Here is a 24,840-nt window from a genome sequence, read left to right as displayed (position 1 = left end):
CGCCCGGGCCGCGGCGATGCCTGCGAGTCTTCCGGGCGCTGAGTTGATCTGAGAACAGGATGCTCCCGCCCGCGGGACGTGTCAAGACCCCGGGCGAGCTCTTCCGCGGTCAGCGCGAGAGGAGCGCCTGACGCGTGGCGGTGATCCGCGCGAGCAGCACGTGCTCGTCGTGGGCCGCCTGGGGGTCGCGCCCCGAGATCGCGCGCTGCCGCGCCGCGGCGAGCGCGGCGGCATCGCGGATGAAGGCGGTCATGAGGCGGCTGCGCCCGCCGGGGAGCGACGCCGCCCACGCCCTGCCCGTGCGCCGCCCCTGCGGCGTGGCGAGCATGTCGACCTCCTGCGGGGTGAACCATCCCGCCGCGGCGTAGTCGCCCAGGCGCGCGCGCGTGAGCCGCGCCTCCTCGCGCCGCAGCATCACGACGCCCCACACGAACAGCGCGAAGATCGGCACCTGCAGCACGAAATAGTAGCCGAGGAAGGTGTCCAGGCCGCCTCCGACCACGAACGTCGCGCCGTTCCAGAGCGCGTGCAGCAGGATCCCCGCGATCATCCCCACGATCCAGAAGACGAGGGCCGACGGGGTCTTCATGCCGCGCCGGGCCGCGAGACCCAGCGCGAAGCCCGTGCACGCGGTGAACATCGCGTGCGCGAACGGCGACAGGATCGCGCGCATGAAGAACGTGAAGCCGAGCGTCAGCGCGCCGCCCTCGATGAGGGAGATCGCGAAGTACTGGATGTTCTCCGTGAAGGCGAACCCCGCGCCGATCAGCGCGCCGTAGACCACGCCGTCGACCGGTCCGTCGAACGCGCGCCGGCCCATCCAGAACACCAGCAGCAGGCCGAGGCCCTTGAAGAACTCCTCGACCACGGGTGCCTGGATGACCGCGCCGAAGAAGTCGCTCTCCGACAGCTGCGGCACCGCGATCGTCAGGGCCAGGTCGAAGATCAGCGTGAACGCGATCGACGCGGTCGCGCCCCACGTGAGGGCGAAGAACACGAGGCCGCGCGGCTCGGGCTCCCATCGGTCGATCAGCATCACGGTCATGATCACGACCGCGAACGGGATGAGCGCCGCCAGCAGGCCGACGGTCGATGCGGCGGCGCCGAGGAACGACACGAAGTACGCGACAAGCGCGAGCAGGAGGAGCGCGAGCACGGGCCAGAGCCAGATCCAGGCCCGGCGGCCGCGGGGGCTCGCGACCGGAAGCGCCGCGGTCACGGGCGCGGGTGCGATCGCCGCGCCGGGCGCCCGGTCCGGCTGAGCCATCGCGGTCGGGAAGGGCTGCGGATGGGGCGGGGTCAGACCCGTGCCGTACGTCATGTGCGATCCTCGTGCTCCGTGGTTCGGCCGTCCGCGCGCCGGCTGCGTGGCCCGTCGCGTGTCACGGTCATCATAGGGGCCGCGCGCGGGCCGCTCCGAGGGGAGCGCCCGCCGATCACGGCTAGCCTGGAGGCATGCGTTTCGCCCACGTCGTGCTCCCCGGGGGCGACGCCCCCACCCTCGTGCTCGTCGACGGCGACGGTGCGGTGCCCGTGCCGTCGCTCCTTCCCGACGGTCCCCGCACGCTCGAGCAGCTCATCGCGGGCGGGGACGACCTGCTCGCCGCGGTGCGCGAGGCGGCCGCCTCGGGCGCGGGCGATCGGATCAGCATGGACGACGCGGCGTTCGCCCCGGCCGTCCTGACGCCGCCGTCCATCATGGCGGTGGGTCTCAACTACTCGGCGCACGCGGGCGAGCTCAACCTGAAGACCGACGACACCCCGACGGTCTTCACGCTGTGGCCCAACTCGCTGGCGCCACACGAGGGCACCACCACCTGGTCGCGCTCGCTCAGCGAGGCGGTCGACTACGAGGCCGAGCTGGGGGTCATCATCGGACGCCCGGCGCGCGACGTCGCCGAGGCGGACGCGCTGGACTACGTGTTCGGCTACACCGTGGTCAACGACATCACCGCCCGCAACGTGCAGTACTCGGAGTCGCAGTGGTGCCGCGCCAAGTCGTTCGACGGGTTCACGCCGGTCGGCCCGTACGTCGTGACGGCCGACGAGGTCCCCGACCCGCAGGACCTGCACATCTGGACCGTGCTCGACGGCCACACGATGCAGGACGCCTCGACCGGGACCATGGTGCGCTCGGTCGCGAAGCTCATCGCGCACCTGTCGCACGGCATCACGCTGCTGCCGGGGACGCTGATCTCCACGGGGAGCCCGGGCGGATCGGGCTACTCGCGCACGCCGCAGGTGCTGATGCGCGACCGCTCGACGGTCACCGTGGGCATCGACGGCATCGGCGAGCTCACCACCCACTGCCGCGTCATCGACTGACGCGCGGCGCGCGGTCCGCGCCGCTCAGGCGACCAGCGCGCCCCTCGGGTCCCGGATTGCGGCCTCCCGGATCGCGGCGTCCGTCTCGCCGCGCAGTCCCGCCGCCACGGCGAGCGCGGTCTCGGGCCGGTTGAGCGAGTACACGTGCAGCGCGGGTGCCCCCGCGTCGAGCAGATCGCGCCCCAGCCGCACGGCTCGCGCGACCGCGATCTCCTCCCAGCGGCGCGGGTCCTGCTCGTTCTCGAGCTCGAGCACCTGCGCGACGGGCGCCTGCACGCCCGTGAGCGCCGTGATCCGGCGCAGGCGAGCGGGAGACGCGATCGGCATGATGCCCGGGATGACGGGGATCGTCACGCCCGCCCGCCGCGCCCGCGCCACGTAGCACGCGTACGAGGCCGCGTCGAAGACGACCTGCGTGAGGGCGAAGGCGGCCCCGGCCGCCTGCTTGGCGAGCAGCGCCGCCACGTCCCCGTGCGAGTCGGTGACGCCGGCCTTGCCGTGCGGGTGCGCCGCGACGCCGACCGCGACCTCGAGGCCCTGCGCCGCGGCGATCCGGCGCAGCAGCCGGATGGCCGCCGGGGTCTCGATCCCCGGCCGCGCGCGCACCGCGCGGGGCGCGTCGCCGCGCACGGCGAGGAAGTCGCGGACGCCGGCGGCGAGGTGGGCCTCGATGCGCTCCGTGAGCTCGGCCCGCGCAAGGCCGCCCCCGGTGATGTGGCCGACGGGCCGCGCCCCGGCCGTGTCGCGGACGTGCCGCAGGAGCGCGAGCGATCGCTCCTGGCACACCCCCGCGGCGCCGGTGCGCACCGAGATGAACGACGGCGCGGCGGCGGCGAGCGCGCTCGCCGCGCGCTCCACCTCGGGCGCATCCTCGGTGCGTCGCGCGGGCGTGATCTCGAATGAGACGGGGGGCGGGAGGTGCGGAGCCTGCGACATTGTGTGACCTCGGGGGAGAGCGTGCGGGCGGAGGGACGAGCACTGCTGTGACGTCCGCCCGGGGGTGCGGAGGCCACCGCCCCACACGGTAGGCCGACCCCTCCGGGCGGCCCCAATCGTGTGACGACGTATTTCAATATCCTACCCGACCGAGAGATTGGGCTAGACCACTCTCCCGCCGCGTGGGACCCCGAAACGCGCGAGGGCCCCGCAGCGTCCGCTGCGGGGCCCTCGCGGGCGCAGGCTCAGTTCGTGGTCGGCAGGTCCTCGGGCGCGACGACCGGTACGGCGGCCGTGATCGCCTCGATTCCCGACAGGCGCATGGGCGACAGCTGCTTCTCGACCTCCTCGCGGTCCATCAGGCCCGCCTCGACGACCAGGTCCGCCACGTTCCGGTTCGTGAGCAGCGCGGCCTTCGCGAGCGCGGCCGCCGCGGCGTAGCCGATGAACGGCGTCAGCGCGGTCACGACGCCGACCGACGACCCCACCATCGCCCCGAGGCGCTCGCGGTTCGCCGTGATGCCGTCGACGCAGTTCACCCGCAGCGTGCGCATCGCCTGCCGCATCCAGATGATGGACTGCAGGATCGAGTGCGCGATCACGGGCTCGAACGCGTTCAGCTGCAGCTGACCCGACTCCACCGCCATGGTCACGGTCATGTCCGCGCCCGCGACCGAGAACGCGACCTGGTTCACGACCTCCGGGATGACCGGGTTGACCTTGCCGGGCATGATGCTCGATCCGGCCTGGCGCGGCGGCAGGTTGATCTCGCCGAACCCGGCCTGGGGGCCGGACGACAGCAGCCGCAGGTCGTTGCAGATCTTCGACAGCTTCATGGCGTTGCGCTTGAGCGACGAGGAGAACGACATGAACGCGCCGGTGTCGCTCGTGGCCTCGACCAGGTCCGTCGCCGTGGTCAGAGGCAGGCCCGAGATGTCGGCCAGATGCTTGCGCGCCGACTCCGCGTAGCCGCGCGGCGCGGTCACGCCGGTGCCGATCGCGGTGGCGCCCAGGTTGATCTCGGTCAGCAGCGACGCGTTCTCGGTGAGCCGCTGGTGGTCCTCCCCCAGCGTCGTGGCGAAGCCGTGGAACTCCTGCCCGAGCGTCATCGGGACGGCGTCCTGCAGCTGCGTGCGCCCGACCTTGAGCACGTCGTGGAACTCGTTCGCCTTCGCGAGGAAGGCGCGCCGCAGCAGATCGAGCTCCTCGAGCAGCGACACGTGGACGAGCGACAGCCCCAGCTTGATCGCCGTCGGGTACACGTCGTTGGTCGACTGGCTGCGGTTGGTGTGGTCGATCGGCGAGAGGTACGCGTAGTCGCCCTTCTCGCGTCCGGCGATCTCGAGCGCGATGTTGGTGATGACCTCGTTCGCGTTCATGTTGGTCGACGTGCCGGCGCCGCCCTGGATGACGCCCACCACGAACTGGTCGTGGAACTCGCCGTCGATCACGCGCTGCGCGGCCTGGTCGATCAGGTCGGCCTTGGCGGGCGAGAGCACGCCGATCTCGCGGTTGGCGCGCGCGGCGGCCTGCTTGACCATCGCGAGCGCCACGACGAACTCGGGGTAGACCGAGATCGGGCGCTTGGAGATGTCGAAGTTCTCGACGGCCCGTGCGGTGTGGATGCCCCAGTAGACGTCGGCGGGGATCTCCATCGATCCCAGCGAGTCGGTCTCGGTGCGGGTCGCGCTCGCCGTCGAGCGCGCGGAAGTGGTGTCGGCCATGACTGGTCCTCAGGTATCGCGGCGATGCGAAGCCGCCGGTGGTGCGGGGGTCGTCACCGAGCCTACGCGCGGCGAGGCGCGCCCGCCTCAGCCGCGCGGGGGCTTGCGCGAGAAGAGCTCGAGCCGCTGCTCGCGCGTCATCCGCGCGATCCGGTCGTACCACTCGGGCCCGAAGAACGCGGCGGCGTCGTCCGCGTCGACCGGCACGACCGTGTGGGTGACGGTCTCGTCGTACACGTGCACGAGGTGGAACGTCTGGCCCGCGTCCATGCCGTTCACGCGCGTGGGCGGCAGCGCGACGTCCATCGTGTAGCAGGACGCCGACGCCACGCTCACCGGGATGCCCGCGAACGTGCCGCTCATCGAGTAGTGCAGGTGCCCCGCCAGGATGGCGCGGACGTCGCTGCCGGCGAGGACCTCGGCCAGCGCCGGCTGGTCGCGCAGCTCCAGGATGTCGAACACCGGCACGTGGCTCGGCAGCGGCGGGTGGTGCAGGGCGAGGATCGTGCCCAGCGGAGCGGGAGCCTCCAGCTGGGCCCGCAGCCACTCGCGCTGCGCCGCGTCGATCTCGCCGTGGTGCCAGCCGGGCACCGAGGTGTCGAGCGCGATGAGCCGCAGCCCGCCGAGATCCCACACGCCCGTCACGGGCTCCTGGCCGGCAGGCAGGCCGAGCAGATCCCGCCGCAGCTCCGGACGCTCGTCGTGGTTGCCCGCGACCCAGACGACCGGCGCGCCGATCCGCGCGGCGACCGGTTCGACGAGCTCGCGCAGCCGCGCGTACGCGCCCGGCTCGCCGAGGTCGGTGAGATCGCCCGTGAAGACGAGCGCGTCGGGTCGCACGGCGCCGTCGGCCGTGAGCTGCTCGACGCGGGCGAGGGTGCGCATCAGATTCGCCTCGGTGTCGTAGCGCCCGCCGAGCGGCGCGTTCCCCGCGAGCAGGTGCGTGTCGCTCAGGTGGACGATCGTCCGGCGAGCGGGCGCATACTGACCGAACTGCATGAGGCGAGCCTAGCGACGGCCGGCGACGAGAGCGCGCGGCTGCGGGCCGGCCTCAGCCGAGCACGATGAGCAGGATGCCCGACCCCACCGCCAGGGCGCACACCGCGAAGCACGCGAACGCGCCGATGAGCGACAGGCGCTTCGCGCCCTCGGTCAGCGGGCTCTTCGCCGCCGCCTTCGCGGCCGACTTCTCGGCCCGCTTGATCTGCTTGGGCGAGAGCACCGTGATCGCGTCCGTGAAGGTCGCGGGAAGCGCCACGGGGATCCGGCCGCTGCGCGCCAGCAGCCGCAGTCCGAGCGCGTAGAACCCCACGACGACCACGCCGGCCGTCAGCGCGGCGAGGAACACCTGGAGGAACGCGAGCCAGTCGATGGTCACTTCTTCGACTCCTTCTCGGCCTGGCGCTGCGCGAGCCTGCGGCGCTGCCGGGGCGTGGGCGGCGGGTTCTCGTCGACCTTGACCGCGAGCCCGGACTCGGCGACCTCGCTCATGGCGTTGCCGGCGTGGACCTCGTCGCGGCGCGAGCGCAGATACAGGTAGGCGATGATCGCGATCGCGAGCAGCGCGTCGATCGCGACGCCGACCACGCCCAGGCCGGCCGCCTGGGTCCACACCACGACGAGGGCGGCGAGCGCGCCGACGGCCCCGGCGGCGGGGAGCGTGAGCAGCCAGCCCACCATGATCCGGCCGACCGTGCGCCACCGGACCTCCGAGCCGCGCCGCCCGAGGCCGGAGCCGATGACGGAGCCGGAGGCGACCTGCGTGGTCGACAGCGCGAAGCCGAGGTGGCTCGAGGCGAGGATCGTCGCCGCGGTGGACGTCTCGGCCGCGAAGCCCTGCGCGGGCTTGACGTCGGTGAGGCCCTTGCCGAGCGTCCGGATGATGCGCCATCCGCCCACGTAGGTGCCGAGCGCGATCGCGGCGGCGGCCGAGACGATGACCCAGAGCTGGGGCTCGTGGTGCTCGGCGGACTGCCATCCGGCCGCGATCATCGCGAGCGTGATGACGCCCATGGTCTTCTGCGCGTCGTTCGTGCCGTGCGCGAGCGCGACCAGCGAGGACGTGAAGATCTGGCCCCACCGGAACCCGGCCCGGCCGTCCGGCTTGCCGTCGTAGCGCCGCGTCACGGCGTACGCGACCTTCGTCAGCGCGAACGCGATGATCCCGGCCGTGAGCGGGGCCAGCAGCGCGGGCAGCACGACCTTGGACATCACGACGCCGAAGTCGATCCCGGCCAGGCCGAAGCCGACGAGCGTGGCGCCGATCAGGCCGCCGAACAGCGCGTGCGACGAGCTCGAGGGAAGGCCGAGCAGCCAGGTCAGCATGTTCCATGTGATGGCGCCGATCAGGCCCGCGAAGATCAGCGAGGGGAACACGTCGCCGGCGATCTCCTCCTCGCGGATCATGCCGCCGGAGATGGTCTTGGCCACCTCGGTCGACAGGAAGGCGCCGACGAGGTTCAGGATCGCGGCGAGCGTGACGGCGGCCTTGGGCTTCAGCGCGCCGGTCGCGATGGGCGTGGCCATCGCGTTGGCGGTGTCGTGGAAGCCGTTGGTGAAGTCGAAGAAGAGTGCGAGCGCGATGACCAGCACCACGATGAGGGCTGCGGTTTCCACCGTCCGCCTTCCGGATACGCAGGGGATGCCTCCGCCGAGAGCGGCGGGGGGCGAACGAAGAGTTCACCGGGTGTTCAGCGTCTGGCAACCAGACCGTGACCGATCCTCGCATCCGCGGCCGGGGCGGTCAAACCGCGCGGAGCATCCGCGCACGTGCGATCGAACAGGGCGGCCCCGGCGGATAGCGTTGTCGGGTGAGCCCGACCGATCCCGCCGCCTCCACCCCGCCGCAGCCGGCCCGCCGCCCCCAGGCGCGCACGCACCACGGCGACACGTTCGAGGACCCCTACGACTGGCTGCGCGCCAAGGACGACCCCGAGGTGATCGCGCACCTCGAGGCCGAGAACGCCCACACGGACGCGGCGCTCGCGCACCTCGAGCCGCTGCGGGAGCGGATCTTCCAGGAGATCAAGGGGCGCGTGCGCGAGACCGACCTGAGCCTGCCGAGCCGGCGCGGCGACTGGTGGTACTACGGCCGCACGATCGAGGGGAAGCAGTACGGCATCCAGTGCCGGGCGCCGATCGCCGGGCCGGACGACTGGACTCCCCCGGTGCTCAGCCCCGAGGTGGAGGTGCCGGGCGAGCAGGTGCTGCTCGACGCCAACGTGGAGGCCGAGGGCCACGAGTTCTTCTCGCTCGGGTCGTTCGACGTCTCCAACGACGGCACCCGCATGCTGTGGGGCGTCGACCTCGCGGGCGACGAGCGGTACACCGTGCGCGTGAAGGACCTCGTCACGGGCGAGGTCCTCCCGGACGTGCTGGAGGGGACGTTCTCGGGCTCGCACTTCCTGCCGGACGGCACGCACATCGTCTACACGACGGTCGACGACGCGTGGCGCCCCGACCGCGTGTGGCTGCATCCGGTGGGCCGGGCCGGCCGCGACGAGGACCGCGAGATCTACCGCGACGACGACGAGCGCTTCTGGGTCGGCGCCGGGGTGACCCGCAGCGACCGGTTCCTGATCGTCGAGTCCGGCTCGAGCGTGACGAGCGAGGTCGCCATGCTCGACGCCGCGACCGTGGCGACCGACCCCGAGGCCCGGCCGCGGCTGGTGTGGCCGCGCCGGGAGGGCGTCGAGTACGGCGTCGACCATGCGGTGATCGACGGCGAGGACTGGCTCTACATCCTGCACAACGACGGCGCGCTGGACTTCGAGCTGGTGCGCGCCCGCGTCGGCGCGCCGGACGTCGTGGAGACCGTGCTCCCGCACGAGCCGGGCCGCCGCCTGCTCGACGTCGACTGCTTCCGCGACTTCGCGGTCGTCGAGTACCGGCGCGAGGGGCTCCCCCGCGTGGCGCTGCTGGACTACCGCACGCACGCGCTCACCGAGATCTCGTTCGACGAGCCGCTGTACGCCGCCGGCTTCGGCTCCAACCCGGAGTGGGCGCCGCCCGTGCTGCGGATCGGATACGGCTCGTTCACGACGCCGGGATCGGTGTTCGAGTACGTCCTGCCCGATGCCGATCCGGGCCTCGTGCGCGACGGCGAGCCGGGCGAGCTCATCCTGCGGCGCCAGGTCGAGGTGCTGGGCGGCTACGACCCGGCCGACTACGGGCAGGCGCGCCTGTGGGCGCCCGCCCAGGACGGCACCCGCATCCCGGTGTCGCTCGTGTGGAAGCGCTCGTTCGGCGAGCCCGGCGCGGGCATCCGCCCGGTGCACCTGTACGGGTACGGGTCGTACGAGCACTCGATCGACCCGTCGTTCTCGGTCGCCCGGCTGTCGGAGCTCGACCGCGGCGTGGTGTTCGCGGTCGCGCACGTGCGCGGCGGCGGCGAGATGGGCCGCCAGTGGTACGAGGACGGCAAGCTCGGCGCCAAGCGCAACTCGTTCACCGACTTCGTCGACGTCGCGCGGCACCTGGTCGAGAGCGGATACACGACCCCCCAGCGCATGGTCGCCGAGGGCGGCTCGGCCGGCGGCCTGCTGATGGGCGCCGTCGCGAACCTCGCCCCCGAGCTGTTCGCGGGTGTGCTCGCGGACGTGCCGTTCGTCGACGCGCTCACGACCATCCTGGATCCCTCGCTCCCGCTCACGGTGATCGAGTGGGACGAGTGGGGCGACCCGCTGCACGACCGCGAGGTGTACGAGTACATGAAGTCGTACTCGCCGTACGAGAACGTGCGGGAGGGGGTGGCGTACCCGCGCATCCTCGCGATGGCCTCGCTCAACGACACCCGCGTGCTCTACGTCGAGCCCGCCAAGTGGGTCGCGCGCCTGCGCGAGGTCGGCGCCGACGCCCTGTTCAAGTGCGAGATGGTCGCGGGCCACGGCGGCGTGAGCGGCCGCTACAACTCGTGGCGCGAGCGGGCGTTCCAGCTCGCATGGCTCCTCGACGTGCTCGGCGTCGCCGAGGCCTGACCCGGCGGGGGCGTCCGGCGCCCCCATCCATGTCTCACTTCGGCGCGGAATCCCGCCCGTATTCCGCGCGAAAGTGAGACACGGGACCGCGGGGGCATCGTCCCCAGCAGGCGGGCGGAGTGGCGTTGTCCCGCGGGCGCCGGATGAGCCACCGGCCGCACCGGTGCGGGTCGCAACGTGGTGTCATGGCACGCACCCCGTCGCAGCTCCCGCCGGAACTGAGGGCCGGCTCGTTCTCGGTCGCCGAGGCGCGGCGCCTCGGCGTCAGCCCGCGGCGGCTGGGCGCGAGCGATCTGGCGCAGCCGTACCGCGGGCTGCGCACGAGCGCCTCGGCCGACGCGCCCACGGCCCTTCTCGAGCGATGCCTCGAGTACGCACCGCGGATGAGCCCGGACCAGTTCTACAGCGGAGAGACCGCACTCGCGCTTCACGGCGTTCCCACACCGCGATTCGACGGCCGGATCCCCATCCACGTCGCGACGCATCGTCCCCACTACCCGCCCCGGATCGCGGGCATCGAACGCCACCGGCTGCAGAGGCGCGAGGCCGCATGGAGCGAGAGCGCGCCCGGTCTGCGCGTGGAGTCGCCCGTGCGGGCGTGGCGACAGGCGGCGCAGACCTGGACGCACGACGATCTCGTCATCGCCGCCGACCACATGATCCTGCCGGCGAACGGGCTCGCCACGCTGGATGAGCTGCGAGACGAGGTGCGGCTCATGGGCGACCTGCGCGGAGGCGTCCTCGCAAGCGCGATCCGGCACGCCCGGGTGGGCGCGGAGTCTCCCGGCGAGACCCGCCTCCGCCTCGTGCTCGTGCGCGGCGGACTTCCGGAGCCCGATCTGAACCACGACATCTACGACGATCACGGCACGCACATCGCGCGCCTCGATCAGGCCTATGTCCGGTATCGCGTGGCCCCCGAGTACGACGGCCGGGTCCACGCAGAGGACGTCGGGCAGTTCCGCCGGGATGCGGATCGGTGGGAGGCCATCCGTGCGGCGGGCTGGCGCCACGTCCGCATCCTCGCGCACCACGTGCGCGGCGCGGCGCCGCGCGCCGTCTCCCTGGTCAGGGAGGCCCTGTTGGAGCGGGGATGGCGCCCGGGAGACTCGAGCTGATCCCGTGTCTCACTTCGTGTCGGAATTCGGGTGGGATTCCGGCACGAAGTGAGACATGGGTGGGAACGGCGAAGGCCCCTCGACGCCGCACACGTCGAGGGGCCTTCGTGCGGGAGGGTCAGCCGAAGAGGGCCGCGGCCTCCTCGTAGCGCGAGAGCGGGACGGTGTGGAGCTCGCCGAGCGCGTCGGCGAACGGCACGCGGACGATGTCGGTGCCGCGCAGCGCCACCATGTGGCCCCAGGCGCCCTCCACCACGGCGTCCGCGGTGTGGAGGCCGAGGCGCGTGGCGAGCACGCGGTCGAAGCCCGACGGCGAGCCGCCGCGCTGGATGTGACCCAGCACCGTGGCGCGCGTCTCGACGCCCGTGATCCGCTCGATCTCGGGCGCGAGCACCTCGCTGATGCCGCCGAGGCGCGGGCGGTGGAAGGCGTCGAGGCCCTTGTCGCTGTAGGCCTCCTCCTGGCCCTTCAGCTTGAAGCCCTCCGACACGACGACGAGGGGCGCACGGCCGCGCTCGAACGCCGAGGTGACCTGCGCGCAGATCTCCTCCATCGACAGCGGGACCTCGGGGATGCAGATCACGTGGGCGCCGGCCGCCATGCCCGCGTGCAGGGCGATCCAGCCGACGTGACGGCCCATGACCTCGGCGACCATGCAGCGCTGGTGCGAGTCGCCCGTGGTGCGGAGGCGGTCCATGGCCTCCGTGGCGATGTTCACGGCCGTGTCGAAGCCGAACGAGTAGTCGGTGGCTCCGAGGTCGTTGTCGATCGTCTTCGGCACGCCGAAGACGTTGATGCCGTCCTTCGAGAGGCGGTCGGCGGCCGCGAGGGTGCCCTCGCCGCCGATCGCGATGATGCCGTCGATGCCGTGCTCGTCGAGGGTGGCCTTGATGTTCTCGGCGCCGCCGCGCTCGCCCTCGTACGGGTTGGTGCGGCTGGTGCCCAGGATGGTGCCGCCGACCTTCGCGAGGCCCTTGACCTCGTGACGGGTGAGCGGGAAGAAGTCCGCGTCGACGACACCGCGCCAGCCGTCGCGGATGCCCACGAACTCGAGGTCGTAGGTGGTGGTGCCCTTGAGGACGACGCCGCGGATGACCGCATTCAGTCCGGGGCAGTCACCTCCGGACGTGAGGATTCCGATCTTCATGTCTTCGACATTAGGGCAGGAGCGAGGCGCTCATTTCCCGCGCTCCCCGCCCGCGGCGGGCGAGGAGCGCGGGCGAGGATCAGAGAGCGCTGCGCAGCACGTGCATGAGCGCGGCGAGCTGCACCGAGTCGCTCGACGTCGGGTCGACGGCCTCGCCGTCCAGGGCGCGGGCCGCGAGGCCCTGCTTCTGGTCGATGAGCTCGGCGATCTTGGTGTCGATCGTGTGCGCGGCGATGATGCGCCACGCGGTGACGGGCTCGTCCTGGCCGATGCGGTGCACGCGGTCGATCGCCTGCGTCTGCTCGGCGGCGGTCCAGCTCAGCTCCGCGAGCACGACGTTCGACGCGACCTGCATGTTGACGCCCACGCCCGCCGCGGTGAGCGAGCAGACCGCCACGCCGACCTCGGGGTCGTTGTTGAACGCGTCGATCGCGGCCTGGCGCACCGCGCCGGTCTGCTCGCCGCGCACCGAGACGCTCTTGACCCCGGCGGCGGCGAAGTGCGCCTCTGCCTGGTCCATGACGTCGATGTGCTTGGCGAAGAACACGACCTTGCCCACCGAGCGCTGCAGCTGCGCCGCGTAGTCGGCGGCGAGCTGCGCCTTGGCCTGGCCGATCCGCCGCACCATCGTGAAGACGTTGTCGCCCTCGGTGCCGGCGGCCTTCGACTCCTCGAGCTCGCCCTGCGCGACGAGGCGCACGATGTCCTCGTCGATCTCGCCGTGCGCGAGCCCGCGGTCGCCGCGGGCCTCGATGATGCGGTGGTACCGCGCCGCGAGGCGCGCGGCGAGCTGGCGCTCCGCCTCGCGGATGCCGCGCCCGAACTCGTCGTCGAGCTGCACGGGCAGGTCGGCGATGAGCTTGTCGGGCAGGTCCTTGGCCACGTCCTTCTTGCGGCGGCGCACGATCCCCATCGAGATGACCGCGTCGCGGGCCGCGGGGTAGAACGCCTTGTCGGCGGGCGTCAGCCCGGTCGCGTCGAGCTTCTCCATGAGCTCCGGGCCGGGCTTGTCGCCGTTGGTCCAGCCGAGGAAGCGCCAGATGGCGTCGAAGTCCTCGACGTCGTTGATCAGCGGCGTCCCCGTGAGCGCCATGAGCAGCGGATCGCCGCCCGGCGTGCTCTCGCGGATGCTCGCGGCGAGCGCCAGCACGTTCTGCGAACGCTGCGACGACAGGTTCTTGATGAAGTGCGCCTCGTCGACGACCATGCCGCGCAGGCCGATCTTGGCCAGCCAGCCGAGGTGACGGTCCAGGATCTCGTAGTTCACGATGAAGACGTCGGCGAACGCGTCGATGTCGGCGCCGTCGCCGTTGATCACGGTCGCGCGGCGGTGCGGCGTCCACCGCTCGACCTCGCGCGCCCAGTTCATCTTCACGACGTTCGGGACCACGGCGACCAGCGGGTAGGCGTCGGCGACCGATGCCGCCAGCACCGACTCGGCGGTCTTGCCGAGGCCCGGCTCGTCCGCGAGCAGGAACGTGCGGTGGCCCGCGCGCACGGCCTCGAGGAACCGGGCCTGGTGGGCCATGATCTCGAGGCCCTTGGGCGAGAGCCGGTCGAACTCCGGCACCTCAGGCAGCTCCATGGTGGCAGAGCCGCCGCCGGCGCCCTGCTCGAACGCCTTGTACAGCGGCCCCATGAGCTCCCAGCCGTCGAGGCGGCGGCGCGGGGTGGGTCCGCCCGCGCGCCGCGTGAAGTCCGGCGCGAGGAAGGGGTTCGACTCGATGCGAGCCTCGATCTGCGGCGGCGTCACCTGGCGCTCCGCGGCGGCCGGCGGCACGAGCGTGCTCTGCACGACCGGCTTCACGTCGGCGATCACGAGCTCCTCGGGCGGCAGGTCGGCGCCCGACTCGAGCAGCCAGTCGCGGCGCATCCGGCGGGCGACCGGCGACGTGGCCTGGTCGACCTCGAGCAGCTGGATGAGCGACGTGTCGCGCGCGGCCGTCTTGGCCAGGATGGTCGCGACGCCGTCGAGGCGCTTGAGCAGCTCGGCGCGTGCGGCGTCGGTCAGCTCGGCGTCGGCCTTCACCCGGGCGCGCTCCTCGCGCACGAGGAACGCGATCACCTGGAACTTCGTCCGGTTGGTGGGGCCGAGCTTGCCGCGCTGGGCCTTCGCCTCGACCTCGCGCACCTTGCGGGCGAGGATCGGGATGAGCGGGGCCTCGTCGTCGCGGCGCGAGGTCCCGGACTTCTTGCGCTGTCGCGCGGGTGCCGTGGTCGGCATGCTCCTCCTGAGCGTTGAGACCGTCCGGGTGCCGGACGCAGGCGGTGCGGCCCGACGGTCGAAAGTCGTGCGCGGCGTTCCCGGAGCCGCGGATGCGGCGACGTCGCGGGCTGCGACCGCCGGATGCGCGGTGGCGATCCGGCGACGAGAACGCGGTTCCGGCCGGCGCGGTGACGCCCGTGAGGATCACCCTGGCGTCGAGAACGCGTCGGGGGCGAGGAACCTGCTCCCCCAGTTTATGCCATGCCGGCCCCGGATTTCTGGATGAGACGCGGCGCGTGCCCGGATGGGGTTCCCGCGTCAGCCCTCGATCGTCGCGATCATGTCGGCCACGGCCTCCTGGACGAGCGTGAAGTCGGCGTTCAATCCGGCGCTGAGCAGGAGGAGGTCGCCATGGAGCACGTGGTACTCCGTCCGCTTCGCGCCCTGCGTCTGCTCGGACTCGCTGACGCAGACGAAGTCGCCGCCCGTGTCCTGGCAGCCGGGGATGTTCGCACTGAGGACCGCGCGGATGTCATCCGCCCGGTCCGGAGCGACGAGGATCGCGTCGGTCATGAGCGCGACCTCGCCCGGCGGCGACCACAGGCAGGTCAGCGTCGGCAGCGGCTGGACGATGTCGTAGAGGTCGCCCATGAAGTGCGTGTTGTACGAGCCGCCCTCGGGATTCAGCTGCCCGAACGCCTCCCGGAGGCGATCGGCCATCTGCGGCGAGTAGGCCGACGCGCAGTCGGCCGGGAGCGCGCCGGCGGAGCCGGTCGGCTCGGGCGCCGGGGTCTCGCTCGCGGTCGGCTCCGGGCTCCGGGGCGCCTCGGTGGTCGGTGCGGCCGAGGGCGCGGGGCTCGTGGCGCCCGGATCCGGCTCGGGCGCGCACGCGGCGAGCGCGATCCCGGCCGCGGCGACGACGGCGGCGGACACGGCGAGGCGGACGGGGCGCATGGCCCCATCCTGCCCCACCGTCGAGGGCCGGCCCGCAGCGACGGGCCGACCCTCGGCGCTCAGCGGAACGCGCGCAGCCGCAGGCTGTTGAGCACGACGAACACGCTCGAGAAGGCCATCGCGGCGCCCGCGATCATCGGCGTCAGCAGGCCGAGCGCCGCCAGCGGGATCGCCGCGACGTTGTAGCCGAACGCCCAGAACAGGTTGCCCCGGATGATCCCGAGCACGCGCCGCGACAGCCGCACGGAGTCCGCGGCGGCACCCAGCGAGTCGCGCACGAGCGTGATGTCGCTCGCGTTCATGGCCGCGTCGGTGCCGCCGCCCATCGCGATGCCGAGATCGGCCGCGGCCAGCGCGGCGGAGTCGTTGACCCCGTCGCCGACCATCGCGACGCGACGGCCCTGCGCCTGCAGACGGCGGATCTCGTCCACCTTGCCCTCCGGAGAGACCCCGGCGATCACGCGATCGATGCCGACCTCCCGCCCGACCGCGCGCGCCACGCCCTCCGCGTCGCCCGTGAGCAGCACCACCTCGAGCCCCAGCTCGCGCAGCGCCGCGATCGCGGCGGGGCTGTCGTCGCGCACGGTGTCGCCGACCAGCAGCGCGGCCCGCGCCGTCGGGTTCATGCCGGGGGCCGAGGCCCATCCCACCACCACGACGGTCGACTCGGCGTCGCGCGCGACCGCCTCGAGCTCGGCCGGCACCCGCGCGCCGCGCTCGAGGGCGAAGGCCGGGCTCCCCGCGAAGGCCTCCCGGCCCTCGACGACGCCCGTGACGCCGCGCCCCGCGTGGCTGCGGAAGCCCGTCGCGTGCGGCAGGACGTCGCCCTGTGCCTCGGTCGCGAAGGCCACGACGGCCCGCGCGATCGGGTGCTCCGAGCCCGACTCGAGCGCGCCCGCCACGCGGAGCGCCTCGGCGCGGTCGGCGCCGCCCGCGAGCACCGCGTCGCGCACCGACATGCGCCCGCTCGTCACGGTGCCGGTCTTGTCGAGCACGATCGTGTCGATCCGGCCCGCCGTCTCGATGGCCTCCGGGCCGGTGATCAGGATGCCTCGCTGCGCCCCGCGCCCCGTGCCGACCAGGATCGCGACCGGGGTCGCGAGGCCGAGCGCGCAGGGGCACGCGATGATCAGCACGGCGACCGCGGCCACGAAGGCCGCCTCGACCGGCTGCCCGGCCAGCAGCCAGCCCGCGAAGGTGAGGACCGCGAGGCCGATCACGACGGGCACGAAGACGCCCGAGATGCGATCCGCGAGGCGCTGGATCTGCGACTTCCCGGCCTGCGCGTCCTCGACCAGCGCCGCGATCCGGGCCAGCCTCGTGTCGCCGCCGACCGCCGTGGCGCGCACGACCAGGCGCCCGTCGGTCGCGATCGTGCCGCCGGTCACCGATGCGCCGGGTCCGACGGCGACCGGCCCGGACTCGCCGGTCAGCATGCTGGCGTCGACCGCCGCCTCGCCGTGCTCGACGACTCCGTCGGTCGCGATGGTCCCGCCGGGGCGGACGACGAAGCGCTCGCCGGTGCGGAGCCGCTCGATCGGCACGGTGGCGCCGTCGCGGCCTTCGGCGTCCGCCAGGGTCACGTCGCGGGCGCCGAGCTCCATGAGAGAGCGGAGCGCGGCGCCGGCGCGCCGCTTGGAGCGCTGCTCGATGAAGCGCCCGAGCAGCAGGAACGTGGTCACGACGGCCGCCACCTCGAAGTACACGTGCATGCCGCCCGTGACGGTCACCCACGCGCTCCAGAGGAGCGCGGCCATCGTACCGAGGGTGATCAGGGTGTCCATGGTCGCCGCGCCGTGCCGCGCGTTGCGCAGCGTCGCACGATGGAACGGCCATCCGGCCCACAGCACGACCGGGGCCGTGAGCGCGAGAGCGAGCCACTGCCAGCCCGGGAACTGCAGAGGCATCGCCATCGACACGAGCAGGATGGGCGCGCTCAGCGCCGCCGCGACGATCAGCCGCGTCCGCAGGGTCGTCCGGCCGGGCTCGTCCTCGACGTCGTGATCGTGTGCGCCGTGCTCCGCGTGCTCCGTGTGCTCGGACTCGTGAGCGGCAGTCTCGTCGGCGGCATGCTCGTGAGCCGCGTGGTCCTCGGCCGGGGGTGCGACCGCGCGGACGCGGGCGTCGTAGCCCGCGGCCTGCACCGCGGCGACGAGCTCATCGTCGGCGACGCCCTGCGGGACGTCGACCTTGGCGGACTCGGTCGCGAGGTTGACGGCGGCGGTCACTCCGGGGACGCGCGCGAGGCGCTTCTCGACGCGGGCGACGCAGCTGGCGCACGTCATCCCCTCGATCTCCAGCACGACGGCGCGGCTCTGAGCCGCGGGCGTGCCGTGGGCGCGGTGCTGATCGGCGGACGCGCCGGGGGCGATCTCGGTCATGATGCTTCCCTCCTTCGGGGTCGCCGGCCACAACCATGATACCCCCCTGGGGTATTCCCGCACCATCGGAGCCGTAGGCTGGGGGCATGAGCATCGAGCTGACCGAGCAGGCCGTCGCCGCCACCATCGACCACGCGATCCTGAAGCCCGACTTCACGCGCGCCGACGTGGATCGCGAGCTCGAGATCGCCGCCGAGTGGGGCGTGTTCAGCGTCTGCGTCCGCCCCAGCGACATCGCGTACGCGGTGCGCCGCCTCGACGGCACGGGCGTGGCCGTCGGCACGGTCATCGGCTTCCCCCACGGAACCACGTCGACCGCGGCGAAGACGGCCGAGCTGGCCCGCGCGCTGGACGACGGCGCCACCGAGTTCGACATGGTCGTCCACATCGGCGCGCTGCGCTCGGGCGAGGACGACCTCGTCCAGGCCGACATCGCGGCCGTCGTGGAGGCGGCGGGCGGGCCGTCGGCATCCGGCGGGCACGTGACCAAGGTCATCCTCGAGACCAGCTACCTCGACCTCGAGCAGATCGCGCGCGGCAGCCGGCTGACGGAGGCGGGCGGCGCGACGTTCGTGAAGACCTCGACGGGCTTCGCGGGCGGCGGCGCGACGGTCGAGCACGTGCGCCTCATGCGCGACAGCGTCTCCCCCGCCGTGCAGGTCAAGGCGTCGGGCGGCGTGCGCGGTCTCGACTCCGCGATCGCGATGCTCGAGGCCGGCGCGACGCGCCTCGGCACCAGCGCAAGCGCGACCATCCTGGGCGAGCTCCGCGCCCGCGCCGAGGGCCGCGCGGCCACGGGCAGCGAGGACACATCGTCGTACTGATTTCGCGGCGTAAGCGGAACCACCCAGTCGACGGATCCGATGCTCGGTCGTCGGGTCGGTGGGACGGAAGTGCCTGGTGAGGCTCCCGACGGCACTTCTGCCCCTCAGGTCCTGCGACCGCGCCCTCGATCCGATGACTGAGCGGGTCGTGAGGCGCGGTGATCCGCCGCTCAGCGGCCGGCGGCCGCGTCCGTGAGGGCGAGGCGCGCCTGCACGACGTCGTCGGTCATCTGCTCGACGAGCTTGTCGACCCCCTCGAACGCCACCATGCCGCGGATGCGGGTGACGAACTGGATCTCGACGCGGCGGCCGTACAGGTCGAGCCCCGTCTCATCGATCACGTAGGCCTCGACCTGCGGCACGTCCACGTCGTCGAACGTCGGGTTGGTGCCGACCGAGATCGCCGCCGGATACCGCGCGCCCGAGCGCAGCACGCCCTGCGGCGAGCGCTCGATCAGCCAGCCTGCGTAGACGCCGTCGGCCGGCACGTAGCCCTCGGTGTCGGGCGAGAGGTTCGCGGTGGGAAAGCCGAGCTCGCGTCCGCGCTTGAGGCCGTGCACCACCTCGCCCGTGACCGCCGGATACCGGCCGAGCAGCTTGGCCGCGCGCTCCACGTCGCCGGCGTCCAGCAGCTCGCGGATCCACGTCGACGAGACGCGGCGGCCGTCCTCGGCGCTGGCCACGTCGGCGACCTCCTCGACCGCGAAGCCCAGCTCGGCGCCCATCCGGCGCAGCAGGGCGGCGTCGCCCGCGCCGCCGCGGCCGAAGCGGAAGTCGCTGCCGACGAGCACGCGCTGCGCGTGCAGGCCGGCCACGATGACCCGGCGCACGAACGCCTCGGGCTCCTCGGACGCGAGCGCCTCGTCGAAGCGCAGCATGAGCGTGGCGTCGATGCCGGTGCGGCCGAGCAGCTCGACCTTCTGGGTCACGCCGACCAGCGAGCGCGGGCAGCGCTCCGGGGCGAGCAGGGCCAGCGGGTTGCGGTCGAACGTGACGGCGACCGTCCGCGCATCCGTGGACGCGGCGTCCACCAGCATCTTCTCGATCAGCGCGCGGTGCCCGGCATGCACGCCGTCGAACTTGCCGATCGCGATCACGGTCGGGCCGAAGTCCGCCGGGATGTCGGCGACGTCCTCGAACAGGATCATCGCGCCTCCTCCCCCGCGCGGTCGGCCCCGGATGCGGGCGTGCGGTGGGTGATGAGCCACCAGAGCCCGAAGAACGGCAGCACGAGCGGGACGAACACGTACCCGATGCCGTACAGCGACCACACCGTGGGGTGCTGGAACAGCTCGGGCAGCACGACGGAGAGCGTGCCGACGACCAGCACGCCGACGAGCTCGAAGCCGATCGCGATCCACGCGACCGTGTACCAGCCGGGGCGCCGCGCGAACACCAGCGCGAGCGTGGCCAGGATGTAGACCACGGCCGACGCGGCCGACAGCGAGTACGCGAGCGGCGCCTCCGCGAAGCGCTCCGCGATCTGGACGAACGAACGCCCGGTCGCGGCGAGCGCCATGACTCCGTAGACGAACACGAGCACGCGGCCGATGCCGGTCATGCGACGCGCGGAGCGGGCGGGGGCATTCGCGGGAGCGGTCATAGCCCGACCAGTCTAGTTCCGCCGCGCGGGACGCCGCCGGACGCGGAGGTCAGCCGACCCCAAGCGTCCAGATCGTCTGCATGCGCCACACCATGACCGCGATCGAAAGGGCGACCACGCCCAGGATCACGGTGCTCCAGCGGCTGCGCTCCAGCAGCGCCCACACGACGCCCGCCGCGGGCAGCAGCACCGCGGAGACGAGGTAGGTCCAGAACTCCAGGACGCTGCCGGTCGGCGGGTTGCCCGCGAAGGGCGCCACGACCGCGATCACGACCTGAGCGATCAGCAGCAGCTCCACGAGCACGAGCGCGCCGACGGACACGTCGCTCGGGCGGCGCCCGGCCAGTCCCAGCACGACGCACAGCAGGCCCGCGGCCGCCGCGACGACGACCTGGACGATCGTGAACCACAGGATCACCGCTGCTCCTCCGGCATGTTCATGGCGCTCTTGAGCGCGTCGCCGCGACGCTCGAGGATGCCCACGAGCCGTCCATCGGGATCGATCGCCGCCGCGGTCGCGCCGGTCATCCGGCCGCCCGCGCCCTCGAGCCGCTTGCCGTGGCGGAGGTCGCGCGCCTCGTCGGCGGTCACGTCCAGGCGTCCGAGCACGCGCGCGGCGACCTCGGCGGGCTCGAGCAGGAGCCCGACCGGAGCCGAGTCCGGCGCGAGCGTGTCGATCGAGGCGGCGCCGGCCAGGTCGAACGGGCCGATGCGCGTGCGACGCAGCATGGTCAGGTGCCCGCCGACGCCGAGCGCGGCGCCCAGGTCGCGCGCGAGAGCGCGGATGTAGGTGCCCGACGAGCAGTCGATCGTCGCGTCGAGCTCGATCGCGTCGCCGGAGCGGCGGATCGCGTCGACCGCGAAGCGCGAGATCGTGACCTCGCGGGCCTTCAGCTCCACGTCCTGGCCCGCACGGGCCAGGTCATACGCGCGCTTCCCGCCGACCTTGATGGCCGAGAAGGTGCTCGGCACCTGCGAGATGCGGCCCGTCAGCGCGGCGACGCCTTGGGCGATCCGCTCGTCCGTGGCCGCGGCGAGCGCGTCGGCTCCCGCGGTCGCGACGACCTCGCCCTCGGCGTCGTCGGTCGTGGTCGCCTGGCCGAGCCGGATGGTGGTCTCGTAGGTCTTGTCCAGCCCGACCAGGAACGTCAGCAGGCGCGTGGCGCCCTCGATCCCGAGCACGAGCAGCCCCGTGGCCATGGGGTCGAGCGTGCCGGCGTGGCCGATCTTGCGGGTGCCGAACGCGCGCCGGCTGCGGGCGACCACGTCGTGGCTGGTGACCCCGCCCGGCTTGTCGACGAGCAGGATGCCGGACGCGGGACGCATGCCCTCCAGCGTACGCGTCCCCCGCCCCGGCCCCCGGTCAGCAGTGCTCGTACGCCGGCTGCCCGACCGCGTTGACCGACACGGAGCGCACGATCCCCTCCACGGGTCCGTCCGTGCCGTAGTCGACGCCCTCCTGGCGCACGAAGTGCTCGAAGTGGATCGCGCCGTCCTGGCCGTCCGCGTCGACGCTCACGAACCTCCGCTCGGCGGTCGGCACCACCTCGCCCTCGCTCGCTCCGGGGTAGGCGGCGCGCACCTGGTCCAGCGGGCTGAAGAGCGTGATGCCCTCGGCGGTCTCCGGCACCGGGGTGCCCTCCGCGAGTCCGCCGTCGTCCGAGAGCGTCAGGTCGTAGACGACGCCGTCGCCCTTCCACACGCGCAGGCCGAGACCGCCCGGCCCGTCGGTGTCGGGCAGCCCCACGTGCGCGGCGCAGCCCTCCTCCTGGTGCGCGTACTGCAGGTCCCAGCCGAGCTCGTCGGCCAGAGCGACCGCCTCATCCCACGGCATGCCGAGCTCGAACGGTCCGATCGCCTCCTCGGTGATCACCCACGCCGAGATGTCGCCGGGGTCCGGCGCCGGGGTCGCACTCGGGTTCGGCGTCGGCGTCTCTGCCGGCGCCGAGGTCGCCGGGGCCGGCGCGGTCGTCGACGGCGCGGCCCCGGGGCCGGCCGGGGTGGCGCAGCCCGCGAGCGCGAGCACGATGGCGACGCCGGCGGCCGAGGCGCGGGCGGAACGCGAGATGCGGATCATGATGGGTCCCCCTCCGGGCGGACCGTTCCGCCCTTCTCTCTGGTTATTGCCGCGCGCGGCGCGCGCGCTTCATGCCGACCGGTCACGGTCGCATAACGCCTGCCGCATGTGCGGGCGCGGCTAGGCTGACCCGGTGCCCGAGTTCCACGCCGCCGCACTCCGCGACATCCCCTCCGACGTCCTGTACCGGATCCTGAAGCTGCGCGTGGACGTGTTCGTGGTCGAGCAGGACTGCGCGTATCCCGAGCTCGACGCGCGGGACCTCGAGCCGACCGCGCTCCTGCACTGGGTGGCCGAGGGCGACGACGTGCTCGCCACCATCCGCGTGCTCCACGACCGCCCGGCAGGCTCGGGCGAGGACCGCCGGATCGGCCGGGTCGCCACGGCGCCGCATGCGCGCGGGCGGGGCCTCGCGGGCGAGCTGATCCGCCGTGCGCTGACCGACTGCGCCGGGCGCACCATCCGACTGGACGCGCAGTCTCAGCTCGCGCAGTGGTACGCCGGGTTCGGCTTCGCCCCCGACGGCCCAGAGTTCCTCGAGGACGGCATCCCCCACCTGCCGATGGTCCGCCCGGCCTGACGTCGCGAGAGCGCCGTCTAGGCGCACACCTCGTACGACGGCTCGGCGGCGGTCGTCAGGACGACCGCCTGCGCGCCCTCCTGGCCCTCCAGGAACTCGAAGAACAGCGTGCCGTCGTCCGGCTCGTCGTCCGCGATCCGCAGGAAGCTGCGGCCCTCGATCGCGGACGGCGTCTCCTCCGCGCCCGGGAACGCCGCGAGGACCTCGTCGCGCGTCGATCCCAGCCCGATCCCGGTGTCGTCGACCCGCGGGCCGACGTCCGCGATCCGGTCCGGTCCCCACTCGACCGCGACGGTCTGCACCGGCCCGGCGTCGGTCTGCGCATCGCGCGAGAACCACACCATGTAGGCGCCGCCCGGCTCGTTCCAGAACGCGGTCCACGCGCACCGGTCCTCGTTCAACCAGGCGTCCGGCGGCAGCTCGCCGAGCGCCTCCGCGAAGTCCTCGCCGATCTCGATCGGGCCCACCTCGCCGTCCTCGATCTCCCAGCTGCCCGGATCCGAGAGATCCTCCTCGGCGTCATCGTCCGCCGGGGAGCCCGAGGGGCTCGGCGCGACGCTCGGCTCGGCACTGGGTGCGGCCGACGCGCTCGGGGTGACCCCGCCCGCGCCGCCCGTCGGGGTCGCGCAGGCCGCGAGCGTGACGGCGAGCGCGAGCAGCGCGCCCGCTCCGGCTGCGGTCCGGCGTCGATGCAGGATCATGGCTTCTCCCCTTCGGCTTCGCTGCTTCGACGCTACGCCGTGCCCCGCCGCGGGAACAGCCCCGGCCGGCCGGCGGTTCGTCAGCCCGCATGCTCGGTCGTGACGAACCCGAAGACGACATCGTCGTCACCCAGCAGGAAGATCAGGTCCGGCTCCCCCGGAACGGAGCCGAACGGACGGAAGGTGCTGGCGCCTCCCGGGAGCCGCCCGACGCCCCCCCGGGCGAGAACTCCTCGAGCTCGGCGCGCGTGGATCCGACCGTGAGCCCCTCGAGTCCGTACGGCATCGCCGACAGCTCGAGAGGCTCGAGCACCTCGTCGGTCTCGAGCGGCGCCTCCAGGAAGAGGAGCGCCGAGCCCTGGAGCCCCTCCGTCTCGTCCAGGTACGCCACGATGTCGCCGCGCCGGCCGTCCACGGCCACCGGCAGGATCCGCAGCTCGGCGGCCGCTGGGCCCGGGCCCGGATCCGCCCCGGGTGCGAGCCCCGCGAAGACCAGTCGCGTCTCGGCGGCGATCTCCGACCAGGGCCGATCCGGCCAGAGCGTCCCGAAGTCCATGCCGGTCGCGTGCCACGTCGCCGGGTCCGCGGGGGTCTGATACGGCACCGCGAGCGACGGGGCCGTGACCGTCATCGCGTCGACGACGCCCGACCCCGGAGTCTGCGTCATGCCGGTGATGGACAGGACCAGGCCGGTGGGCGACGCCCCGGGCGTGCCCTCCGTGACGAGCCGCGTCGCGCCGTCGTCTCCGAACAGATCGTCCTCGACGGCCCCGGGGTACGCCTCGTAGGCGTCCGCGAGGCTGGAGCCGATGCCGATGCCCTCGCTCGTGCGGGGGAAGGCCGAGAGGCTCACCTGGGGCGCCGGGGCGGAGGACAGCGACCCGTAGACGGTCCTGACCGAGGTCTCACCCGTGATCAGGGTCATCTCCTCCACGCCGTCCGCCGCATCGACGGAGACCTGGAGGAGCCCCATCTCGCCGTCAGCCTCGACCACCAGCCGGTGCAGCGCCGGCTGCCCTCCCCCGCCGGTCTCGGCCTGGAACGGGAGCCCCGCGACCGCGTCGCGGAGCGCCTCCTCGGACATCCCGAGCTCGATGGGGCCCATCCGCGCGGCGTCCACGACCCAGGTCGCCGGGTCGGCTCCGTCCGCGGACCCCGGGGCGACCCGGCCGCCGTGGTGGCGCATCCGGAGAGCGTGGCGAGCAGCAGCGCCGCGGCCACGGCGGTGCGAGCGATCCGGCGGTCGATGTCCATGGTCCCTCCCGGGGGTTCGACTCGACGCTAGGGC

Annotated in this window: 22 protein-coding genes; 5 read left to right on the top strand and 17 right to left on the bottom strand. The window is 73.1% G+C overall.

Features of this window, described 5'->3' with window-relative positions; all coding sequences use genetic code 11:
- Nucleotides 1-109: 109 nt before the first annotated feature.
- Nucleotides 110-1,321, bottom strand: coding sequence for a PrsW family intramembrane metalloprotease (locus B5M43_RS05225; protein ID WP_134745718.1), 1,212 nt, complete (start codon nt 1,319-1,321; stop codon nt 110-112).
- A 134-nt stretch (nt 1,322-1,455) separates the two neighbouring features.
- Here B5M43_RS05225 and B5M43_RS05220 point away from each other — a divergent pair, with 134 nt between their 5' ends.
- The gene (locus tag B5M43_RS05220) at nt 1,456-2,325 is read left to right on the top strand and encodes a fumarylacetoacetate hydrolase family protein (RefSeq protein ID WP_134745719.1); all 870 of its coding nucleotides are present in this window, start codon (nt 1,456-1,458) and stop codon (nt 2,323-2,325) included.
- A gap of 24 nt (nt 2,326-2,349) precedes the next feature.
- On the opposite strand, the gene B5M43_RS05215 is transcribed toward B5M43_RS05220, so the two are convergent.
- The 5 genes from B5M43_RS05215 to B5M43_RS05195 form a co-directional block, all read right to left on the bottom strand.
- Nucleotides 2,350-3,261: a methylenetetrahydrofolate reductase gene (locus tag B5M43_RS05215; RefSeq protein ID WP_134745720.1), complete on the bottom strand. Its 912-nt coding sequence runs from the start codon at nt 3,259-3,261 to the stop codon at nt 2,350-2,352.
- Nucleotides 3,262-3,506: 245 nt separating this feature from the next.
- A complete protein-coding gene (locus B5M43_RS05210; protein WP_055993229.1) occupies nt 3,507-4,985 on the bottom strand; it encodes an aspartate ammonia-lyase in 1,479 nt (492 codons plus the stop codon).
- Between the two features lie 87 nt (nt 4,986-5,072).
- Complete coding sequence (locus tag B5M43_RS05205; protein WP_134745721.1) at nt 5,073-5,984, bottom strand: phosphodiesterase; 912 nt, start codon at nt 5,982-5,984, stop codon at nt 5,073-5,075.
- Nucleotides 5,985-6,036: 52 nt separating this feature from the next.
- On the bottom strand, nt 6,037-6,363 hold the full coding sequence (locus tag B5M43_RS05200; protein ID WP_134745722.1) for a peptidase: 327 nt from the start codon (nt 6,361-6,363) through the stop codon (nt 6,037-6,039).
- Complete coding sequence (locus B5M43_RS05195) at nt 6,360-7,601, bottom strand: inorganic phosphate transporter (protein WP_134745723.1); 1,242 nt, start codon at nt 7,599-7,601, stop codon at nt 6,360-6,362. Before B5M43_RS05195 ends, B5M43_RS05200 begins: the two co-directional genes overlap by 4 nt.
- Before the next feature lie 194 nt (nt 7,602-7,795).
- On the opposite strand from B5M43_RS05195, the gene B5M43_RS05190 reads away from it, so the two are divergent.
- Nucleotides 7,796-9,961 carry a S9 family peptidase gene (locus B5M43_RS05190; RefSeq protein WP_134745724.1) on the top strand — a complete coding sequence of 722 codons (2,166 nt, stop codon included), beginning with the start codon at nt 7,796-7,798 and terminating at the stop codon, nt 9,959-9,961.
- Nucleotides 9,962-10,146: 185 nt separating this feature from the next.
- Entirely contained in the window at nt 10,147-11,079 is a 933-nt protein-coding gene (locus B5M43_RS05185) for a hypothetical protein (RefSeq protein WP_055993218.1), read from the top strand.
- Nucleotides 11,080-11,197: 118 nt separating this feature from the next.
- On the opposite strand, the gene B5M43_RS05180 is transcribed toward B5M43_RS05185, so the two are convergent.
- The 4 genes from B5M43_RS05180 to B5M43_RS05165 form a co-directional block, all read right to left on the bottom strand.
- A complete protein-coding gene (locus B5M43_RS05180) occupies nt 11,198-12,226 on the bottom strand; it encodes an ATP-dependent 6-phosphofructokinase (protein WP_055993216.1) in 1,029 nt (342 codons plus the stop codon).
- A 79-nt stretch (nt 12,227-12,305) separates the two neighbouring features.
- Complete coding sequence (locus tag B5M43_RS05175) at nt 12,306-14,450, bottom strand: DEAD/DEAH box helicase (protein WP_134745725.1); 2,145 nt, start codon at nt 14,448-14,450, stop codon at nt 12,306-12,308.
- Nucleotides 14,451-14,750: 300 nt separating this feature from the next.
- A complete protein-coding gene (locus B5M43_RS05170; RefSeq protein WP_055993212.1) occupies nt 14,751-15,386 on the bottom strand; it encodes a hypothetical protein in 636 nt (211 codons plus the stop codon).
- Nucleotides 15,387-15,445: 59 nt separating this feature from the next.
- The gene (locus B5M43_RS05165) at nt 15,446-17,767 is read right to left on the bottom strand and encodes a cation-translocating P-type ATPase (protein WP_134745726.1); all 2,322 of its coding nucleotides are present in this window, start codon (nt 17,765-17,767) and stop codon (nt 15,446-15,448) included.
- Between the two features lie 86 nt (nt 17,768-17,853).
- On the opposite strand from B5M43_RS05165, the gene deoC reads away from it, so the two are divergent.
- Complete coding sequence (gene deoC, locus B5M43_RS05160) at nt 17,854-18,591, top strand: deoxyribose-phosphate aldolase (protein ID WP_134745727.1); 738 nt, start codon at nt 17,854-17,856, stop codon at nt 18,589-18,591.
- A gap of 170 nt (nt 18,592-18,761) precedes the next feature.
- Here the strand turns inward: deoC and B5M43_RS05155 are convergent, their stop codons facing one another.
- The 5 genes from B5M43_RS05155 to B5M43_RS05135 are packed head-to-tail and all read right to left on the bottom strand — an operon-like array spanning nt 18,762 to nt 22,271.
- Nucleotides 18,762-19,739 carry a bifunctional riboflavin kinase/FAD synthetase gene (locus B5M43_RS05155; protein WP_055993206.1) on the bottom strand — a complete coding sequence of 326 codons (978 nt, stop codon included), beginning with the start codon at nt 19,737-19,739 and terminating at the stop codon, nt 18,762-18,764.
- The gene (locus tag B5M43_RS05150; protein ID WP_055993204.1) at nt 19,736-20,194 is read right to left on the bottom strand and encodes a hypothetical protein; all 459 of its coding nucleotides are present in this window, start codon (nt 20,192-20,194) and stop codon (nt 19,736-19,738) included. The genes B5M43_RS05155 and B5M43_RS05150 overlap by 4 nt, the downstream gene beginning before the upstream one ends.
- A gap of 49 nt (nt 20,195-20,243) precedes the next feature.
- A complete protein-coding gene (locus B5M43_RS05145) occupies nt 20,244-20,612 on the bottom strand; it encodes a hypothetical protein (RefSeq protein WP_055993202.1) in 369 nt (122 codons plus the stop codon).
- Nucleotides 20,609-21,520 carry a tRNA pseudouridine(55) synthase TruB gene (gene truB, locus B5M43_RS05140; RefSeq protein WP_134745728.1) on the bottom strand — a complete coding sequence of 304 codons (912 nt, stop codon included), beginning with the start codon at nt 21,518-21,520 and terminating at the stop codon, nt 20,609-20,611. Before truB ends, B5M43_RS05145 begins: the two co-directional genes overlap by 4 nt.
- A gap of 37 nt (nt 21,521-21,557) precedes the next feature.
- A complete protein-coding gene (locus B5M43_RS05135; RefSeq protein ID WP_134745729.1) occupies nt 21,558-22,271 on the bottom strand; it encodes a hypothetical protein in 714 nt (237 codons plus the stop codon).
- Nucleotides 22,272-22,404: 133 nt separating this feature from the next.
- Between B5M43_RS05135 and B5M43_RS05130 the strand changes: the two genes are divergently transcribed.
- Nucleotides 22,405-22,851 (top strand): GNAT family N-acetyltransferase, encoded by a 447-nt coding sequence (locus B5M43_RS05130; RefSeq protein ID WP_134745730.1) that lies wholly within the window; start codon nt 22,405-22,407, stop codon nt 22,849-22,851.
- Nucleotides 22,852-22,868: 17 nt separating this feature from the next.
- Here B5M43_RS05130 and B5M43_RS05125 read toward each other — a convergent pair whose 3' ends face one another.
- Both B5M43_RS05125 and B5M43_RS05120 read right to left on the bottom strand, forming a co-directional pair.
- Nucleotides 22,869-23,552: a hypothetical protein gene (locus tag B5M43_RS05125; protein ID WP_055993194.1), complete on the bottom strand. Its 684-nt coding sequence runs from the start codon at nt 23,550-23,552 to the stop codon at nt 22,869-22,871.
- A 142-nt stretch (nt 23,553-23,694) separates the two neighbouring features.
- On the bottom strand, nt 23,695-24,738 hold the full coding sequence (locus B5M43_RS05120; RefSeq protein WP_134745731.1) for a hypothetical protein: 1,044 nt from the start codon (nt 24,736-24,738) through the stop codon (nt 23,695-23,697).
- Nucleotides 24,739-24,840 lie beyond the last annotated feature (102 nt).

The organism is Microbacterium sp. MEC084 (assembly GCF_004514465.2).
In the GTDB taxonomy this organism is placed as follows: Bacteria; Actinomycetota; Actinomycetes; order Actinomycetales; family Microbacteriaceae; genus Microbacterium.
The sequence above is the reverse complement of the archived record's forward strand: the minus strand, read 5'-3'. Positions and strand labels throughout refer to the sequence as shown.

Bases quoted from the DNA above. Each gene is read 5' to 3' on its own strand.
- B5M43_RS05225 (WP_134745718.1), bottom strand. From the start codon at position 1,321: ATGACGTACGGCACGGGTCTGACCCCGCCCCATCCGCAGCCCTTCCCG.
- B5M43_RS05185 (WP_055993218.1), top strand. From the start codon at position 10,147: ATGGCACGCACCCCGTCGCAGCTCCCGCCGGAACTGAGGGCCGGCTCG.
- B5M43_RS05175 (WP_134745725.1), bottom strand. From the start codon at position 14,450: ATGCCGACCACGGCACCCGCGCGACAGCGCAAGAAGTCCGGGACCTCG.
- B5M43_RS05210 (WP_055993229.1), bottom strand. From the start codon at position 4,985: ATGGCCGACACCACTTCCGCGCGCTCGACGGCGAGCGCGACCCGCACC.
- B5M43_RS05135 (WP_134745729.1), bottom strand. From the start codon at position 22,271: ATGATCCGCATCTCGCGTTCCGCCCGCGCCTCGGCCGCCGGCGTCGCC.
- B5M43_RS05180 (WP_055993216.1), bottom strand. From the start codon at position 12,226: ATGAAGATCGGAATCCTCACGTCCGGAGGTGACTGCCCCGGACTGAAT.
- B5M43_RS05205 (WP_134745721.1), bottom strand. From the start codon at position 5,984: ATGCAGTTCGGTCAGTATGCGCCCGCTCGCCGGACGATCGTCCACCTG.
- B5M43_RS05220 (WP_134745719.1), top strand. From the start codon at position 1,456: ATGCGTTTCGCCCACGTCGTGCTCCCCGGGGGCGACGCCCCCACCCTC.
- truB (WP_134745728.1), bottom strand. From the start codon at position 21,520: ATGCGTCCCGCGTCCGGCATCCTGCTCGTCGACAAGCCGGGCGGGGTC.
- B5M43_RS05125 (WP_055993194.1), bottom strand. From the start codon at position 23,552: ATGATCCTGCATCGACGCCGGACCGCAGCCGGAGCGGGCGCGCTGCTC.
- deoC (WP_134745727.1), top strand. From the start codon at position 17,854: ATGAGCATCGAGCTGACCGAGCAGGCCGTCGCCGCCACCATCGACCAC.
- B5M43_RS05155 (WP_055993206.1), bottom strand. From the start codon at position 19,739: ATGATCCTGTTCGAGGACGTCGCCGACATCCCGGCGGACTTCGGCCCG.
- B5M43_RS05120 (WP_134745731.1), bottom strand. From the start codon at position 24,738: ATGCGCCACCACGGCGGCCGGGTCGCCCCGGGGTCCGCGGACGGAGCC.
- B5M43_RS05215 (WP_134745720.1), bottom strand. From the start codon at position 3,261: ATGTCGCAGGCTCCGCACCTCCCGCCCCCCGTCTCATTCGAGATCACG.
- B5M43_RS05165 (WP_134745726.1), bottom strand. From the start codon at position 17,767: ATGACCGAGATCGCCCCCGGCGCGTCCGCCGATCAGCACCGCGCCCAC.
- B5M43_RS05170 (WP_055993212.1), bottom strand. From the start codon at position 15,386: ATGCGCCCCGTCCGCCTCGCCGTGTCCGCCGCCGTCGTCGCCGCGGCC.
- B5M43_RS05150 (WP_055993204.1), bottom strand. From the start codon at position 20,194: ATGACCGCTCCCGCGAATGCCCCCGCCCGCTCCGCGCGTCGCATGACC.